The sequence below is a fragment of the Roseobacter sp. TSBP12 genome (assembly GCF_009129705.1).
GTDB classification, from domain to species: Bacteria; Pseudomonadota; Alphaproteobacteria; order Rhodobacterales; family Rhodobacteraceae; genus Celeribacter; species Celeribacter baekdonensis_A.
Genome location: NZ_PYIB01000062.1, coordinates 103727 through 119001 on the forward strand (window position 1 = coordinate 103727; position 15275 = coordinate 119001).

Annotated in this window: 18 protein-coding genes and 2 pseudogenes; 8 read left to right on the forward strand and 12 right to left on the reverse strand. The window is 55.3% G+C overall.

All coding sequences use genetic code 11. The features are described from left to right. Nucleotides 1-41 precede the first annotated feature (41 nt). The 4 genes and pseudogenes from flhA (at nt 42) to C8029_RS18920 (ending at nt 4366) form a co-directional block, all read left to right on the forward strand. Nucleotides 42-2132 carry a flagellar biosynthesis protein FlhA gene (gene flhA, locus C8029_RS18905; protein ID WP_152003510.1) on the forward strand — a complete coding sequence of 697 codons (2091 nt, stop codon included), beginning with the start codon at nt 42-44 and terminating at the stop codon, nt 2130-2132. Continuing rightward, the gene (locus C8029_RS18910; protein ID WP_009570531.1) at nt 2129-2905 is read left to right on the forward strand and encodes a flagellar biosynthetic protein FliR; all 777 of its coding nucleotides are present in this window, start codon (nt 2129-2131) and stop codon (nt 2903-2905) included. Before flhA ends, C8029_RS18910 begins: the two co-directional genes overlap by 4 nt. Then, nucleotides 2905-3998: pseudogene (locus C8029_RS18915) on the forward strand (EscU/YscU/HrcU family type III secretion system export apparatus switch protein). Before C8029_RS18910 ends, C8029_RS18915 begins: the two are co-directional and overlap by 1 nt. A 53-nt stretch (nt 3999-4051) precedes the next feature. Then, the gene (locus tag C8029_RS18920; protein WP_193217693.1) at nt 4052-4366 is read left to right on the forward strand and encodes a hypothetical protein; all 315 of its coding nucleotides are present in this window, start codon (nt 4052-4054) and stop codon (nt 4364-4366) included. A gap of 15 nt (nt 4367-4381) precedes the next feature. On the opposite strand, the gene C8029_RS18925 is transcribed toward C8029_RS18920, so the two are convergent. From C8029_RS18925 to C8029_RS18965, 9 genes and pseudogenes are all read right to left on the reverse strand, one after another. Then, nucleotides 4382-4891: a flagellar basal body-associated FliL family protein gene (locus tag C8029_RS18925; RefSeq protein ID WP_009570534.1), complete on the reverse strand. Its 510-nt coding sequence runs from the start codon at nt 4889-4891 to the stop codon at nt 4382-4384. 11 nt (nt 4892-4902) lie between these two features. After that, nucleotides 4903-5621, reverse strand: a pseudogene (gene flgH, locus C8029_RS18930) (flagellar basal body L-ring protein FlgH). A gap of 19 nt (nt 5622-5640) precedes the next feature. After that, nucleotides 5641-6078, reverse strand: a complete 438-nt coding sequence (gene flgA, locus C8029_RS18935; RefSeq protein WP_009570536.1) for a flagellar basal body P-ring formation chaperone FlgA — start codon at nt 6076-6078, stop codon at nt 5641-5643. Further along, entirely contained in the window at nt 6075-6860 is a 786-nt protein-coding gene (flgG, locus tag C8029_RS18940; protein WP_009570537.1) for a flagellar basal-body rod protein FlgG, read from the reverse strand. The genes flgA and flgG overlap by 4 nt, the downstream gene beginning before the upstream one ends. Nucleotides 6861-6874: 14 nt before the next feature. Continuing rightward, nucleotides 6875-7591, reverse strand: coding sequence for a flagellar hook-basal body complex protein (locus C8029_RS18945; protein WP_040401745.1), 717 nt, complete (start codon nt 7589-7591; stop codon nt 6875-6877). Continuing rightward, nucleotides 7591-7857, reverse strand: a complete 267-nt coding sequence (gene fliQ / locus C8029_RS18950; protein ID WP_009570539.1) for a flagellar biosynthesis protein FliQ — start codon at nt 7855-7857, stop codon at nt 7591-7593. Before fliQ ends, C8029_RS18945 begins: the two co-directional genes overlap by 1 nt. A 3-nt stretch (nt 7858-7860) precedes the next feature. Then, nucleotides 7861-8157 (reverse strand): flagellar hook-basal body complex protein FliE, encoded by a 297-nt coding sequence (gene fliE / locus C8029_RS18955; protein ID WP_009570540.1) that lies wholly within the window; start codon nt 8155-8157, stop codon nt 7861-7863. A gap of 29 nt (nt 8158-8186) precedes the next feature. After that, on the reverse strand, nt 8187-8579 hold the full coding sequence (flgC, locus tag C8029_RS18960) for a flagellar basal body rod protein FlgC (RefSeq protein ID WP_009570541.1): 393 nt from the start codon (nt 8577-8579) through the stop codon (nt 8187-8189). Between the two features lie 12 nt (nt 8580-8591). Beyond that, entirely contained in the window at nt 8592-8984 is a 393-nt protein-coding gene (locus C8029_RS18965; protein ID WP_009570542.1) for a FlgB family protein, read from the reverse strand. An 80-nt stretch (nt 8985-9064) separates the two neighbouring features. Here C8029_RS18965 and C8029_RS18970 point away from each other — a divergent pair, with 80 nt between their 5' ends. Beyond that, nucleotides 9065-10393 (forward strand): FliI/YscN family ATPase, encoded by a 1329-nt coding sequence (locus C8029_RS18970; RefSeq protein ID WP_009570543.1) that lies wholly within the window; start codon nt 9065-9067, stop codon nt 10391-10393. On the opposite strand, the gene C8029_RS18975 is transcribed toward C8029_RS18970, so the two are convergent. Both C8029_RS18975 and C8029_RS18980 read right to left on the reverse strand, forming a co-directional pair. Beyond that, nucleotides 10390-11088, reverse strand: a complete 699-nt coding sequence (locus C8029_RS18975; RefSeq protein ID WP_152003512.1) for a winged helix-turn-helix domain-containing protein — start codon at nt 11086-11088, stop codon at nt 10390-10392. The two genes, C8029_RS18970 and C8029_RS18975, sit on opposite strands and share 4 nt — an antisense overlap. Continuing rightward, the gene (locus C8029_RS18980; protein WP_152003513.1) at nt 11060-11350 is read right to left on the reverse strand and encodes a hypothetical protein; all 291 of its coding nucleotides are present in this window, start codon (nt 11348-11350) and stop codon (nt 11060-11062) included. The genes C8029_RS18975 and C8029_RS18980 overlap by 29 nt, the downstream gene beginning before the upstream one ends. A gap of 198 nt (nt 11351-11548) precedes the next feature. Between C8029_RS18980 and C8029_RS18985 the strand changes: the two genes are divergently transcribed. From C8029_RS18985 to C8029_RS18995, 3 genes are all read left to right on the forward strand, one after another. Further along, nucleotides 11549-12061, forward strand: a complete 513-nt coding sequence (locus C8029_RS18985; protein WP_009570546.1) for a hypothetical protein — start codon at nt 11549-11551, stop codon at nt 12059-12061. A gap of 121 nt (nt 12062-12182) precedes the next feature. Then, nucleotides 12183-12812, forward strand: coding sequence for a ribonuclease HII (rnhB, locus tag C8029_RS18990; RefSeq protein ID WP_152003514.1), 630 nt, complete (start codon nt 12183-12185; stop codon nt 12810-12812). A 119-nt stretch (nt 12813-12931) separates the two neighbouring features. After that, complete coding sequence (locus C8029_RS18995) at nt 12932-14032, forward strand: site-specific DNA-methyltransferase (protein ID WP_009570548.1); 1101 nt, start codon at nt 12932-12934, stop codon at nt 14030-14032. A 100-nt stretch (nt 14033-14132) separates the two neighbouring features. Here the strand turns inward: C8029_RS18995 and C8029_RS19000 are convergent, their stop codons facing one another. Then, the gene (locus tag C8029_RS19000; protein ID WP_009570549.1) at nt 14133-15272 is read right to left on the reverse strand and encodes an alkane 1-monooxygenase; all 1140 of its coding nucleotides are present in this window, start codon (nt 15270-15272) and stop codon (nt 14133-14135) included. Between the last annotated feature and the right edge of the window lie 3 nt (nt 15273-15275).

Below are 15275 nucleotides of genomic sequence, written 5' to 3' on the forward strand. Positions count from 1 at the left end.
CCAATTTCTTCGACTGGATTTTACTTTTTTGAGGCAGCGCGATGACCTTTAACCTCAAAGAAATATTTAAACCCACAATTTTATTGGCGCTGGCGCTCATGGTGGTCATCGTCATGATGGTCTTGCCAGTGCCGTCATGGATTCTCGACCTTGGGCTCGCCACAAGCTTCGCGCTGGCCATCCTGATTTTTACCGTCACGCTTTTTATTGAACGACCGCTGGATTTTTCGGCCTTTCCCACTGTTCTTTTGGCGAGTCTGATGTTGCGCTTGTCACTCAATGTGTCCTCCACAAAGCTCATCATTGGCCAGGGCCATACCGGTACAAATGCTGCCGGAAATGTCATCGAAGGGTTTGCAAGCTTTGTGATGAGCGGTTCGGTTTTGCTCGGTCTGGTTGTCTTTACGGTCTTGTTGATTGTGAACTTTATGGTGATCACCAAAGGTGCTGGTCGGATGGCGGAGGTGGGCGCTCGGTTTGCATTGGACGGCATGCCCGGACGTCAACTTGCCATTGATGCCGATCTTTCCGCCGGCGCGATCACCCATGAACAAGCCAAACTCCGCCGCGAACTGGAACTGGCTGAAACCACCTTTTTTGGTTCATTGGATGGGGCTTCGAAATTTGTGAAGGGTGATGCGGTTGCGGGCCTTTTGATCACCCTTATGAATATCATTATGGGATTGGTCATTGGCGTGGTCGTGCATGGTATGCCGATTGGGAAAGCCTTTGAAACCTATGCGATTTTGACAATTGGAGATGGTTTGGTCAGTCAGATCCCTTCGGTTGTCATTTCTATTGCCGCCGCGCTTCTTCTCGCAAAGGGAGGGACAAGCGGCGCTGCCGATCTTGCGCTCTTCCGTCAACTGGGTAAATATCCGCCCGCGCTCTATACCGTTGCAGTGTTGATGACTCTCTTTGCGTTTGTTCCTGGCCTGCCTTTTGTGCCTTTCATCGGCGGGGCTGCGATCTTGGCTGGAAGCGCTTATTATATGGCGCGCAAGAATGACGAAGAGGCAAAAGAGCAGACGAAACAGGAGGTCAAGGCAAGCGCAGAGGCAGAAAAGCCAGAGTCCATGGGCGACATTCTGGATCTTGATGACATCCATGTTGAGTTTGCCCCAGATCTTGTCGCGATGGTTCTTGACCAACAGACAGGTCTTGATGCCCGTATCGTGAATATGCGCAATCACGTTGCCACCGTGTTTGGTCTCATTCTGCCCGAAATTCGTTTGACCGATGATCCGACCCTGCCAGCGGGCACATATGTTGTTCGAATCCAGGGGGTGGAACAGGCCCGTGACCGCTTGCGCAAAGATCAGGCTTTGGCGCTTGTCTACGGTGACGCACGTGGATTGCCTCTTGGTGAAGACGTGTCTGAGCCGGTATATGGTGCGCCTGCGCGTTGGATCGATCCGTCCAAAAAAGAAGATGCCGCCTTGATGGGATGCACGGTTGTGAGTGCGACCGAAGTCTTGGCCACGCATCTCCTCGAAGTGATCAAGCGCAATTTCCCACGTCTCTTGACGATGAAATCTCTGCGCAGGTTGCTGGATGAAATGAGTAACCTGTCAGACACAAGGCGGGCTGAGGCCAACCAAAAGCTGCTCAATGACATGATTCCAGAGCGGGTTCCGATGGATTTGTTGCTCTCCGTGCTTCGGCTGTTGCTTGAGGAGCGGGTGTCCATTCGAAACATGGCGCTGATTCTCGAGTCGGTTTCCGAAGCTCGCGGTGCCCATTCCACTGCGGAATCTATCTGTGAGCACGTTCGTCAACGCCTTGGATTTCAACTGATTTCTGAGATCAAGCGCGAAGATGGGACCCTGCCACTTTTGCAGCTCGCGCCAGAATGGGAAGATCGGTTCACGACCTACCAAATCGAGGGAGAGCGCGGGAGTACCGATGTTGCATTGCCGCCCGCAGAGTTTAACAAACTTGCCAAAACCATGGCGGATAAAATCGCCAAAGCTGGTGAAACGGGAATTTATCCGGGTATCGTGACTTCGACGCGCCGTCGGCGGTTCCTGCGCACAGTTTTGTCTGCGCAAGGCATCCACAACCCGGTTTATTCGTTTGAGGAAATCGGAACGGATGCCAAGCCCTCCCTCGTCGGATTGGTGCCCGCATGACGGTAGAGCTTGGCGATCTGATTGGATTGAGCCAGGCAGGGTTCGCCGTTGCATTTCTGGTGTTTCTACGCGTTGGTGCGGTCATGGCCGTTCTTCCCGCCTTTGGCGAACGCTCCATCCCGGAGCGTGTGCGTCTGGTTCTGGCCATTTGTTTTACGGTGATCGTTTTCCCGGCCGTTGCGCCACAACTTCAAACCTTGGCGTTGATGCCATCGGGCCTGGCAAAAGGTGTCATGACCGAAGTGATTTCAGGGCTTTTGCTTGGTTTGGCGCTCAGGATATTTGTGATGGCGCTTCAGATCGCAGGAACGATGGTGGCGCAATCTACATCCTTGTCGCAGATTTTCGGAGGCGGTTCCGTCGAGGCCCAGCCCGCCATCGGGCATCTGCTGTCAGTGTCTGGACTGGCGCTGGCGGTGATGCTTGGCCTGCATGTGCGCGTGGCCGAAGTGTTGATCCTGTCCTACGACTATTTCCCCCCCGGCCTTTTCGTCGCGCCTCAGGATGTGATGGTCTGGGGGGTGGGGCATGTCTCGAAAGCCTTCTCGATCTCTTTCACGCTCGCCGCCCCGTTTGTCGTTGGATCGCTGATCTATAACGTCGCGCTGGGCGTGATTAACCGCGCGATGCCGCAATTGATGGTCGCTTTTGTCGGTGCGCCAGCGATCACACTTGGCGGTCTTTTGTTGCTGTTCGCCACGGCACCGATCCTACTTGAAACGTGGCGCTCAGGTTTTGCGCAACTGCTCATTGATCCGTTCGGAGGGCCATGATGGCAGAGGGCGATGATGACAGCGATAAACAATATGAACCGTCACAAAAGCGGCTCAATGATGCGCGCAAAAAGGGTGAGGTTCCCCGCTCAAACGACCTGACCACGGCCGCCGCCTATTTCGGATTTATTATTGCCGCGATGGGGCTTGGCGCGGGCAGTCTTCAAGGCATGGGCACCACGTTACAATCGCTACTGGCAAATGCCGATCTGAATGCACAGGCGTGGTTTGACGGGTCGGGGCGCCCCTGGACGCTGGGCCTGATGACCTCTATCGGAGGAAACATGCTACCATGGTTTGCCATTCCGGCGGTTTTGGCTCTGACAACAGTTTTTGCCACCAGGGCGATGATTTTTGCACCCAGCAAGCTTGAGCCGAAGCTCTCAAAAATCTCACCCATTTCGAATGCCAAAAACAAATTTGGACGCTCTGGTCTGTTTGAGTTTGCCAAAAGCTTTTTCAAATTGCTGATCTACTCGATCGTGCTTGGGTTTTATCTCTATTCAAAACTTCCAGAAATCTTGGCGACGGTTTCACTGAGCCCGGCATGGTGACGACCACATTGGTCAAGCTGGTGATTGGGTTCATGACCATTGTTTTGGTGATTTCTGCTTTGATCGGCGGCGTGGATTTTCTGTTTCAATACACCGAACATATTCGCAAACACCGCATGTCGCGCAAAGAAATGACGGATGAATCAAAGGATCAAGAGGGCGATCCGCATTTCAAACAGAAGCGGCGCCAAAAAGGCTATGACATCGTGATGAACCAAATGCTCGCGGATGTGCCCAAAGCGGATGTGATCGTTGTGAACCCGACTCACTATGCGGTGGCATTGAAATGGGATCGTCTGGCAGGTGGTGCGCCTGTTTGCGTGGCTAAGGGTGTGGATGACATTGCTGCGCGCATTCGCGAAGTGGCCAACGAGAACGCGATTCCGATTCACAGCGATCCGCCAACGGCGCGCGCCTTGTATGCGACGGTGGAAATTGGCGACCAGATTCTGCCCGAACATTATCGTGCGGTTGCGGCCTCAATCCGCTTTGCCGAGGCGATGCGCAAAAAGATGAAAACCCAATTTGGCGGTAAATGATGTCCAAAGACCTTAAAAAACTAAAAAGCCTCAAAGATATTGCAGAGTTGTCCTTGACTGCAGAGCTGGCCAAACTTGCCGCGATCAAGCGCGAAGAAGAGGGGCCGAAGGCGAAGTTGCGAGAGATCGCAGCGGCCCGTGCGCAGCGCGTTCACCATGTTGGAACGTCTGAGGGGTTTGACATGGCGAGCCTGATGGGGGCCGATTCTGCCTGGTATCGGTGGGCTGAAAAGGAAAAGCGCCAAGCCTTGAGGGACTTGGCGCAAATTGCCGAACGGCGTGAGACTCAGCTTGGAAAAACGCGGACAGCTTTCGGTAAAAAGGATGCCCTGGATCGGCTCACCGAGCGTCACGCCGGAAAGACGTGACGCCAACCTGCGTGTTTAGCCAATGTCTTGGCGTACAATATCGATCACCAAAACATCGTTGATCTGCGGCCCAATGGTTTTTTGAGCCACTTCAACCAAAGCGCGCCGCAGGGCGTTCATCGTGCTGCTGTCGGTAAACGCGCCTTTAAATCCACCCGTATTGGCATGATCAAACAGCACTTGAAGGAACGCATCACGCAATTTGGGTTCGCGGGCATAGATCGCTTCGCGACTGCCCGTTGTGGCCTCAAGGCTTAGCGAGAGCACAACCATCGCAGTCACACGCCCTCCGTCAAGATCGGGGATCACGAATTGGTTGTTCAGTTTCACATACTCAAATGCAGTGTTTTCAGGGGGCACCTCTTCGTCACCACCATGCTCTGCGTCATGGAGTGCGGCGGCCTCAGTGTCGCCACAAGGATCAATGGCAACAATTTCCGGGTCCGGGCGTAGCATCAGCCCGCCGCCAACACCCGCGCCAAGCCCAACGAGAGCCAGCAGAATGGGGAGTAGTTTTTTGATCACGGGGCTCTCCTTTAGAACGGCAAAACGATGTCCGCAATTTGTTGCCCATAGCGGGGTTGTTGCACCTGAGAGATTTGGCCCCGACCGCCATAAGAAATGCGGGCAGAGGCGATTTTGTCATAGGTGATTTCGTTTTGGCGCGTGATGTCTTCGGGACGCACATAGCTTCGACCAAAAGCTCACGAATTTCAAAATTCACACGCACTTCTTGCGAACCTTTGATGTGCAAAACGCCATTGGGCAACACATCGACAATCGTCGCTGCAACAAGAAGTTTGAGCTTCTCATTGCGCTTGACGCTGCCATTGCCCGAAGAGGCGGAGGTGGAATTGGTTGAGACGGCGGACCCCATTGTCGCGCCATCGGGCAATTGTGAATTGATGCGTTCGGGGATGCCAAAAAGAGAAGGAACCCCCATGGATTCAGAGCCGGAACGCCCCCGATTGCTGGTGTTTGACATCTCGGCACTGTCGTCGATCTCAACCACCACGGTCATAATGTCGCCGCGTTCAATTGCGCGGCGATCTCCCAAAAGTGAGCCACGGGAGGCATTCCAAAGCGATGCGGCATCCGACGGGCTGCGGATCTCGACTTTTTCCGGTAGGGGCGGATTGAGCATCGCGGACGTTTCGGCGGAGGTTTCAACGGGGGAAAACGAGGGAAGCCGGCCGACCTCTCCGAGATTGCTGCAGGCGGTGAGGGTCAAAACTGTGGGAAGGATACGGGACATACGCATGTGAAAATCCTGATTATTGAGAGATGGACCCGCCGACGCGGACGGTGCCATCCGGCGCAACAACGCCTGAGACGGTGGTTTTGGAGGAAAGGTTCATGACGCGGAGCATGTCGCCGGGGCCAGCACGACCAAGGGCACGGGCATCCGCATAGATGGAGAGACCGCCACGGCTATAGACGAGCGAGACAATTTGATTGCGCTCGATGATGGCCGCCGGCCCGATGTCAGAAGCAGCAATCGGGCGCCCAGTGTAAAGCATCACATGCGCTTCCAGACCTACGGCGTCTTCGATCGCAGTAATGGCGCCCGGGACATCGCCTTCGATCACGGTCAGATCGTCCGGCAATAGCAACGTTTGCGCCCGGATGGTGCGGGTGGCAACCACGGTGTCGGCGGCGCTCGGCGTTGTCAAGATTGACAAGGTGAGGGGTATGAGGAGGCGTTTGATCATCGGATTTGCGTCGTCGCAGAGAGCATCTGGTCGGCGGCGGTGATGACCTTGGCGTTCAATTCATAGCCGCGCTGGGCTTCGATCAGCTCGGTGACTTCACGGACGGCATCGACGGAACTGTCCTCAAGATAACCTTGGCGCAAAGTGCCTAGCCCGTTCACACCCGGCGATGCGACAAGTGCCGGGCCTGAGGCGGTTGTTTCGAGAAAGAGGTTGGACCCAATGGCCTCAAGCCCTTTGGCATTGGTAAAGCCCGCAAGGGAGAATTGCCCCAGAAGTTGCGGATCAATCACGTCGTTGAAATAGGCGTAGACCTCGCCCTCGGCGTTGATCGAAATGGAGCGCGCATCGTCCGGGATGGTGATGCCTGGCACCACCTCATAGCCGTCTGAATTCACGATCAACCCATCGGCAGAGCGTTTGAGCGCGCCGTCACGGGTATAGGCGGATTGGCCAGAGGGCAGGGTGACTTCGATATAGCCTTGCCCTTCGATGGCCAGATCAAGATCGCCGCCGGTCTGCGACAACGACCCCTGGGCCAATTGCACCGTCACCGAAGAAGGCCGCACACCAAGGCCAAGTTGGACCCCGGTGGGCAGGATTGTGCCATCGGCGGAGTTGATTGTGCCGGGGCGGGCCATTTGTTGGTAATGTAGATCGGCGAATTCGGCACGCCGGGCGTTGTAACCCGTGGTGTTCATGTTCGCGAGGTTCTGCGAAATGGTTTCCACCCGCATCTGCTGGGCGCTCATCCCCGTGGCTGCAATTTTGAGAGCACGCATGTCTGGCTCCTTCCTTAACGACCGAGCGTCGAGATGACGGATTGGATCCGTTCATGCTCTTGCTCCATAAATTTTTGACCCATGGTGTAGGCGTGTTGGACCTCAATCATCCGCGCGACCTCTGTGATCGCATTGACGTTCGAGTTTTCGACGTAACCCTGTAGAATGACCGCATTTTCTTGCGGAATGATCGGGCCGGTGGTCATGAACCGAACGCCGTTTGTGCGCGTCAGCGTGTTGGGGTCTTCTGGCATGTAGAGGCCGATTTGCGACAGCGGCAGACCATCAGCGGAGAGCGTACCGTCCGAGGACACCGCAACCGTACCGGCATCCGGCGGAATGAAAATTGCCGCGCCGCCATTGTCGAGCAAGCGATAGCCATCATGGGTGGTCAATTCGCCCTGATCATTGGTGGTAAACGCCCCAGCGCGCGTGAGGGCCTGACCATCGGGGGTGTCGATCATGAAAAAACCATCACCTTCGATGGCAAAATCATAGGCCCCGCCGGTGGGGGTCAAGGGCCCCTGACTGTCATTGGTCAGACGCACATTGCCCTCTGCCATCGACAGGCTGTCTTCTCCCTGTTCCAGATCGGAAATATATTCGGAAAAGATAAGCCCCTCTTTGCGAAACCCGGTGGTGGACACGTTGGCGATGTTATTCGCAATCGCCTGCATTTCGCGGTTCAAACCAACCATGCGAGTCAGGGATGTATATCCTGCGCTATCCATTACAGGCCTCCGATCAACGGGATGATGCGGTCGTGGAAAAAACTGGTGAGGGCTTCGGTCATGAAGCCCATCGACATCCAAAAGACGACGAGAATGGCGACCAGTTTTGGCACAAAGGTGAGGGTCATTTCCTGAATGCTGGTCAGGGCCTGAAACAGACCAACGACCAGACCCGCCACCAAGGCGACGACAAGAATTGGCGTTGAAATGATCACCGCAATCCAAAGCGCCTGTCGCAGCGTGTCATAAAAGACCATCTCATCCATGACTTACACCGGCATCCGCAGGATTTCTTGATAGGCCTCAACGACCTTATCGCGCACGGTCACGGCGGCCTCGACCGCCAGTTCTGTCTGAGCCAGCGCCTGAACCAAAGATTGACTGTCGGCTTTGCCAGACATCGCCGCCTGAGCCACCTCGTCGCCTTGGCGTAAGGTGTCGGCAAAACTGGCGGCCGCCTGACCAAAGGCGTTTTGGGTGGATTGCCCTTCGACCCCCGGTTTTGGTGCGGTGGCTGGGCGTGTCGAGGCGTAGCCTTGGGCGGCAAATGCTGAGCGGATGTCCATTCTGGTCTCCTAAGGTTGTGCGCGGCGTTCTACCGGCGCAGCAGTTCAAGTAGTGACGACGACATTTGTCGGGCCTGATCGAACATCTTAAGGTTCGCCTCATAGCTGCGTTGTGCCTCACGGGCGTCCGCAATTTCGATCATCAGCTCGACATTGGAGCCGTCATAAAATCCATCTTCACCAGCCATCGGATGGCCGGGGTCGTAGACGCGGGTCAGCTCGGTTTGATCAAGCTGAACATCCCCGGTGTTCACCGCGCCGGTCTTAGCCCCTTGCTCGACAACTTCTTCGAAAGAAACGGTTTTTCTATGGTATCCGGGGGTGTCCGCGTTGGCGATGTTCTCCGACACATGGCGGAGGCGATTGGCCTGTGCCTTCATCCCGGAGGCGGAAAGATTAAGAATATTTTGTAGATCTGACATGTTCGGCCTCCGTTACCTGCGCCCGATTGAGGTGCGCAGAATGTTCATTGAGGTTTTGTAGACAGAGAGCGCCAGATCATGTTCGTGCCGCACCTGAGAGGACTTCATCATTTCGGTTTCGAGCGAAACGGTGTTGCCATTGGGCGAACTTGGGCCGGGCGCATCAAAAAGCCGAAACCCATTTGTTTCCTGAGAAGACGCAGACACCATATGGCCCTCACGCGTCGTACGCATGGCCGTCCCGGCTTGGTTGCCCTCATAGGCCTCTTCAAAAGACGCAACATCTTGGGCCCGATACCCGGGGGTATCGGCGTTCGCGATGTTTTTCGCGACGGCTTCTTGACGTGTGACGGCGTGACGGGCCAACCCGCTTGCCATCTTGAAAATATCCAAATTCTCGAACATCGGGGCTTCTCCTCCGAGTTATCTCAACCAAGGCTTAACCTTGATTCCTTTAGAAAGGGTTTCAGAACACGGAGGGCGCCATGAACAGTATTGGGTTTGAAATGCTTCTCTCGGAGATTGCATCGGTGAAACCGGTTCACTCCGTTGGGAGGGTTATCGAAGTGTCGCGCGGGGTTTTGACCGTATCGGGCCTCAGTGACATTGCGGCGCTGGGCGATCTGGTCGAGATTGGACACGGGACACAGATTCGTCGCGGCGAAGTCCTTCAGCTCGACAAAACGAGCGTGACGGTCCTGCCGGATGGCGGACCAGATGGTTTGTCGATTGGTGATCCCGTGGCCCATATCGGTAAAAACCATATTTCCCCGGATGATATGTGGATTGGCCGGGTGATAGATCCCTTTGGCCAACCTCTTGATGGCAAACCTATTTTACAGGGCAACAAACCGCGCGCCCTGCGTGGGAAACCGATGAATCCAACGGAAAGGCGTGCCTTGGGCAAACGTTTGGAAACGGGTTTGGCCGTGTTCAACACGCTCTTGCCGATTGTGCGCGGGCAACGCATCGGTCTTTTTGCCGGCTCGGGTGTGGGGAAATCCACGCTTTTGGCTAAACTTGCCACCGGACTTGAGGCCGATGTGGTCGTCATCGCCATGGTCGGCGAGCGCGGGCGCGAGGTGCGCGAATTTATTGACCGGGTTCTCGGACCTGCGGGGATGAAACGCTCGGTGATTGTCGCCGCGACGTCGGACCAATCGCCGATGGTGCGGCGGCGGTGTGCCTGGACCGCCATGTCGGTGGCGGAACATTTTCGCGACAAAGGCAAACAGGTTCTGTTTCTGGCCGATTCTGTCACCCGATTTGCGGAATCGCATCGCGAAGTGGCACTGGCCACGGGAGAATCCAGCTCGCTCAGGGGGTTTCCCCCCTCCACGTCGCATCTGATTACTTCGCTGTGTGAGCGCGCAGGGCCGGGGATCGGCGACGCGGGCGATATTACGGCGGTGTTTTCCGTGCTTGTGGCCGGATCCGATATGGAGGAACCGATTGCCGACATTTTGCGTGGGGTTTTGGACGGTCACATTGTTCTGGATCGCCAAATTGCTGAACGCGGGCGATTCCCGGCGATTGATCTTTTGCGCTCCGTGTCGCGCGCGCTGCCTCATGCCGCCTCAGACAAGGAGAATGAGTTGATTGCGCGGGCGCGGCGTCTTTTGGGGGTGTTTGATCGATCTGAAATGATGATTCAGGCGGGGCTATACACCTCAGGCACCGATCCGATGATTGATGAATCAATCGAGACCTGGCCGCATTTGGATCACTTTTTGGCGCAGTCAGAACCCAATGGCGTTCAGGCCAGTTTTGAGGGTTTGGAGGCCTGTTTCACCCCGGTCAAAGCCGCGCGCTAAACCATCTTGATCACATCGGGCGGACAGCTCAGCATGTAGCCTTTGCGCGCGATATTTTTGACCAAAAGTTCGCTGACCATTTGGTTGCCCAACGTGTCTCGCAGCCGTTTGATCCGCGTTGCCCCCGCCGCCTCGTCGCAATCGGCAGAGGGACGGCCCGAGATCACACCTTCGATTTCCGCCCCCGACATCACCTCATCATCAAGGCGCGCTTCGGCCAAAACCGAGAGGGTCTCAATCGCCGCAGGCGTCAATTTGAATTCCATATTGTTAAGATAGACCGTGTGCTCAGCTCGCGAAATCATCAGGGACGACACTTCAATCCCGCGTTTTTCAATCTCAGACATGCGGCGGTTCAGCGCGATGATCGTGACCAAAAACACCAAAGCCGCGATGAGCAAGGCGGTGGCAAAGATCAACAGCACAAAGATCACCATCCGGTAGGAGGTCAACGTGTCGGAAAAGGACGTGCCCGACTGGGCGAGGATTTCCAACAGTTTGATCTCGGCCACTGAGGTCAGGTCGTTCTCAACGAAAATCTGTTCGACCCGCGCATTGAACGCATTGGCGTCCGGCAGGTTCAGGAACAAAAACACAGCGGCAATCAACAGGATGGCGACAATTGCCCCCATGCCAAAGATGACAACGCGCGAGACCTTGCGACTGTCAGTATCGGAGGAAATAGTTGCCAGCACTGTCTTTCACCTCGCCAAGTTTATCCTCTGGGATCATCGCGACGATCGTCAGAAGAATCCAGCCGTCTTTTGCCAAACGGGGTTGGAGCGCCTTGGCGGCGGCGTCTTTGGAACATTGCGCATCGCTGAGTTCGGCCACGCCGAAATGCAGCTTAAGCGGATTGTCCTGTTTGGCTTTATAGCTGGCGTAACAGGCAGCCTGTGCCAGCCCCGGCAGGAGGGCAAGCACGAGGGCAAGGGCTGGGAGGAGATGTGGTTTCATGGCTCTCACTTTCATGCCTGCGACCTTGGGTGAAAGGGCGGTGTTATTCAATATCAAAGCCCGAAGACGCCTGCGCTATCCAATGACATTTGACTGATATTGAGCGATGTTCGCCATTCCCGGCATCTCTGTCCCATCACCTCTCCCGCCCCGGCCACATTGGCCATGAACGGGCAACAGGATTTGAAAGGACGACCGATGAAACTCACGAAATTCACCGCCGGGCTGTTGGCACTCTCAATCGGCACTGCCGGAATCGCCGCCGTTCCCGCACGGGCCTCTGATCAAGATGTTGCCATGGCTCTGGGGGGGCTTTTGACGTTGTTTGTGATCGGCAAAGCCATCGACAACAAAGGTGACAACAAAGTGGCCGTCGAAACCTCGCGCGGTAATCCGGACATCTGGCGTGATGGAAATCGGGGCGATGCTTTCCTCATTCCAAACAAGTGTGTTCTCAGCGTTGCCTCCTCGCGTGATGGTCACCAGTACAAATATGGTCGCGAAAACCGGACACGTCTTGTCGCCCTTGAGCGCTGTGTGGATCAAAACCGCAAGGCCCGAGCGCCGCTGCCGCGTGCCTGTGAAACGCGGGTTTCGACCAAACGCGGCCGGGTTGATGCCTATGATGTCGGGTGTCTGAGCAACTTCGGGTTCCGGGTGGCGGGTTCTCGCGGGGACCACGGCCATGGCAAAGGCAACGACCACTGGTAAGTCGATCCAATCAGAATACGCGGTTTTTCGTCCCGATGGGCCGCGTCACTTGGCGGGTGGTTCATGCGTTCCACCCGTCTTTTTACCTTGCGTGCCGGGCGGGCATCGGCTTCACAAGAGTATGACAAAAACTGTTCCTGATTACACGTTTGAAGAGGCCGCCGGCTTGCGTGGGTATACGCGCATTGTCGGTGTGGATGAGGTGGGGCGTGGCCCTTTGGCCGGGCCTGTTGTGGCCGCTGCGGTCTGGCTTGATCCCGCGTGCATTCCCACGGGTCTCAATGATTCCAAAGTCCTAAGCGCCAAACGCCGCGAGGCGCTTTATGACGAAATTCTCGCAGTGGCCGATGTGTCCATTGCCTCCTGTTCGGTGGAGGAGATCGACGAGATCAATATTCTCCAAGCCTCTTTGCGGGCGATGGAACGCGCTGTGGCTGGCCTTAAAATCCGCGCTGATTATGTGCTGGTCGATGGAAATAAAATTCCCGCGGCTTTCGGTCTTGATGCTGAGGCGATCATCAAAGGCGATGCGCGTTCGGTGTCGATTTCTGCGGCTTCAATTGTGGCGAAAACCTGGCGCGACAAATTGATGGTGGATTTAGCGCAACAGCATCCCGGTTATGCATGGGAGAAAAACGCCGGATATGGCACCAAAGCGCATTTGGAGGGGCTCCAAAATCTTGGTGTGACCCCTCACCATAGACGTTCGTTCAAACCTATACACAACATCTTGTATCAAGGAAAAACCTAAGTATCTGATTCGAAAAAGAAATTGACTGCGAATCAGCAATGACTCATCTTTGTCCTCATAAAACGACGCCAAAAATGGTGCGTAATTGACGTCCCTCAGGGGCGCATATGAGGCAGAAAATGAAAACCAAAACCCGCTCGAGTGCGGCATCGCTCCCGCTTAACCAAATTTTGGCTGGCGACAGTATTGATGTCATGAACAGTCTTCCCGAAGGCTCCGTCGATCTTATTTTTGCCGATCCGCCGTACAATCTACAGCTTCGCGGCGACCTTCACCGTCCGGACAATTCCAAAGTGGATGCGGTGGATGATGCTTGGGATCAATTCGACAGTTTCAAAGTCTATGACGATTTTACCCGCGAATGGCTCAAAGCCGCGCGTCGGTTGTTGAAACCGAACGGTGCGATCTGGGCGATTGGCTCGTATCACAATGTGTACCGTATGGGCGCTGAGTTGCAGAACCTTGGGTTTTGGATTCTCAATGATGTGGTATGGCGCAAGTCGAACCCGATGCCGAATTTCCGGGGCAAACGCTTTACCAATGCCCATGAGACGCTGATCTGGGCGTCGAAAAACGAAGCCGCCAAATACACGTTCAATTACGAGGCGCTGAAATCCCTGAATGAGGGGATTCAAATGCGTTCCGATTGGGTGCTGCCGATTTGCAACGGCGGCGAGCGCTTGAAGAATGAGGATGGCGACAAAGCCCATCCGACGCAAAAACCCGAAAGCCTGTTGCATCGCATTTTGGTCGGCACGACCAATCCAGGCGATGTGGTGCTTGATCCGTTCTTTGGCACCGGGACGACCGGGGCCGTGGCCAAAATGCTGGGCCGGGAATTCATCGGTATTGAGCGCGAAGAAAAATACCGCAAAGTTGCTGAAAAACGCATCGCCGCCGTGCGTAAATTTGACAAAGACGCGTTGCATGTCTCCACCTCAAAACGCGCCGAGCCGCGTGTGCCGTTTGGCCAGTTGGTCGAACGTGGCATGTTGCGTCCGGGGGAGGAATTGTATTCCATGAACGGTCGCAAAAAGGCGAAAGTGCGTGCCGATGGCACCTTGGTGTCCAATGACGTCAAAGGCTCGATCCACCAAGTGGGGGCGCATCTTGAAGGCGCGCCAAGCTGCAATGGTTGGACCTACTGGACCTTTAAGCGCGATGGCAAAAACGTCCCTATCGACGTATTGCGCCAACAAATCCGCGCGGAGATGCAGTAAGTCTCTCATCCCAAAATTCAAAAGTTACCGCCTGGTGCCTGCGGCCTGACATCGCGGCACCACCTTGGCCCCGTCTGCGTGACGGGGCCCTTTTTATGTTTTAGAGACGTGGAAGCGGGTTGGTGCCGTCTTTATAAGGTTCCCAATCCTCAAAGGTCGTAAGGTCGGGATAATAGCGTTTGCGCCAGGCTTTGACCTTTGGGTTCATCATGCGTCGCCACACGGGCGGGATCACCGCGGCAACCCCCATCAGCGTATAGCCATAGGGCAATTGCGGCGCCTCATCCTCGTCGTAGTTCTGCAAAAGCGGAAATCGGCGATCCGGTTTGTAATGGTGATCCGAATGGCGTTGCAGATTGATCAACAGCCAATTCGTCGCCATATGTGCGGCGTTCCAACTGTGATGCGGCATGACATGTTCGTATTTACCATCCCCAAGATGCCGACGGGTCAGCCCGTAATGTTCAACATAATTGGTCAATTCCAACTGCCAAATCGCCACAAGCGCCTGCCACATGAACAGGAAAAGTCCGGGCACGCCGCCAATCAAAACCGCGAGGATCAGCATGATGATCTGAAGTGTCCAATAGCGGAAATGCGGGTTGCGCGGATGCCATGGTGACAGTCCTTTGCGCGCCAACAATGCCTTTTCCGCCGCCCATGCCGAGCGCGGGCATTCATGGATCACCCGTGCGAAATAGTGATGGAACCCTTCATTATACAGCGCCGTGACCGCATCGCGGCGAGTGCCGACATGTTTGTGATGCACCAAAAGATGCTCGGTGCGGAAATGCGAATAGAGCACACTCGACAGCAGCAAATCCCCCAGCCAGCGCTCCAGCGTGTTCCTTTGGTGAAACAACTCATGTGCATAGACAATGCCGATGGAGCCAGAAGAGACGCCAAGGCCAAAGAACAACACGATGGTTTCAAAGGTTGAAAGATGAGCGGTGTGGGTGACAAACCAGATCAGCCCAAAGATGTTCGCGAACTGAATCGGAAACCAGATCATCGTGATCAACCGATACCAAAACAGTTCACTTTCGGCTGTGTTCGGGTCTGGATTGGCGGTGTTGAGCCCCAGAACCGCATCCAATGCGCCGATCAAATACCATGCGCAAAGCGGCACCAGAACCAAGGTCCAGCCACCGACAAAAGCGCTCAGCCAAAGCAGGGGCACAACCCCAAGTGAAAGCCAAAAGGGCAGGGCGTTGCGGGTGCTGATTTCACTTAAATTCATCTT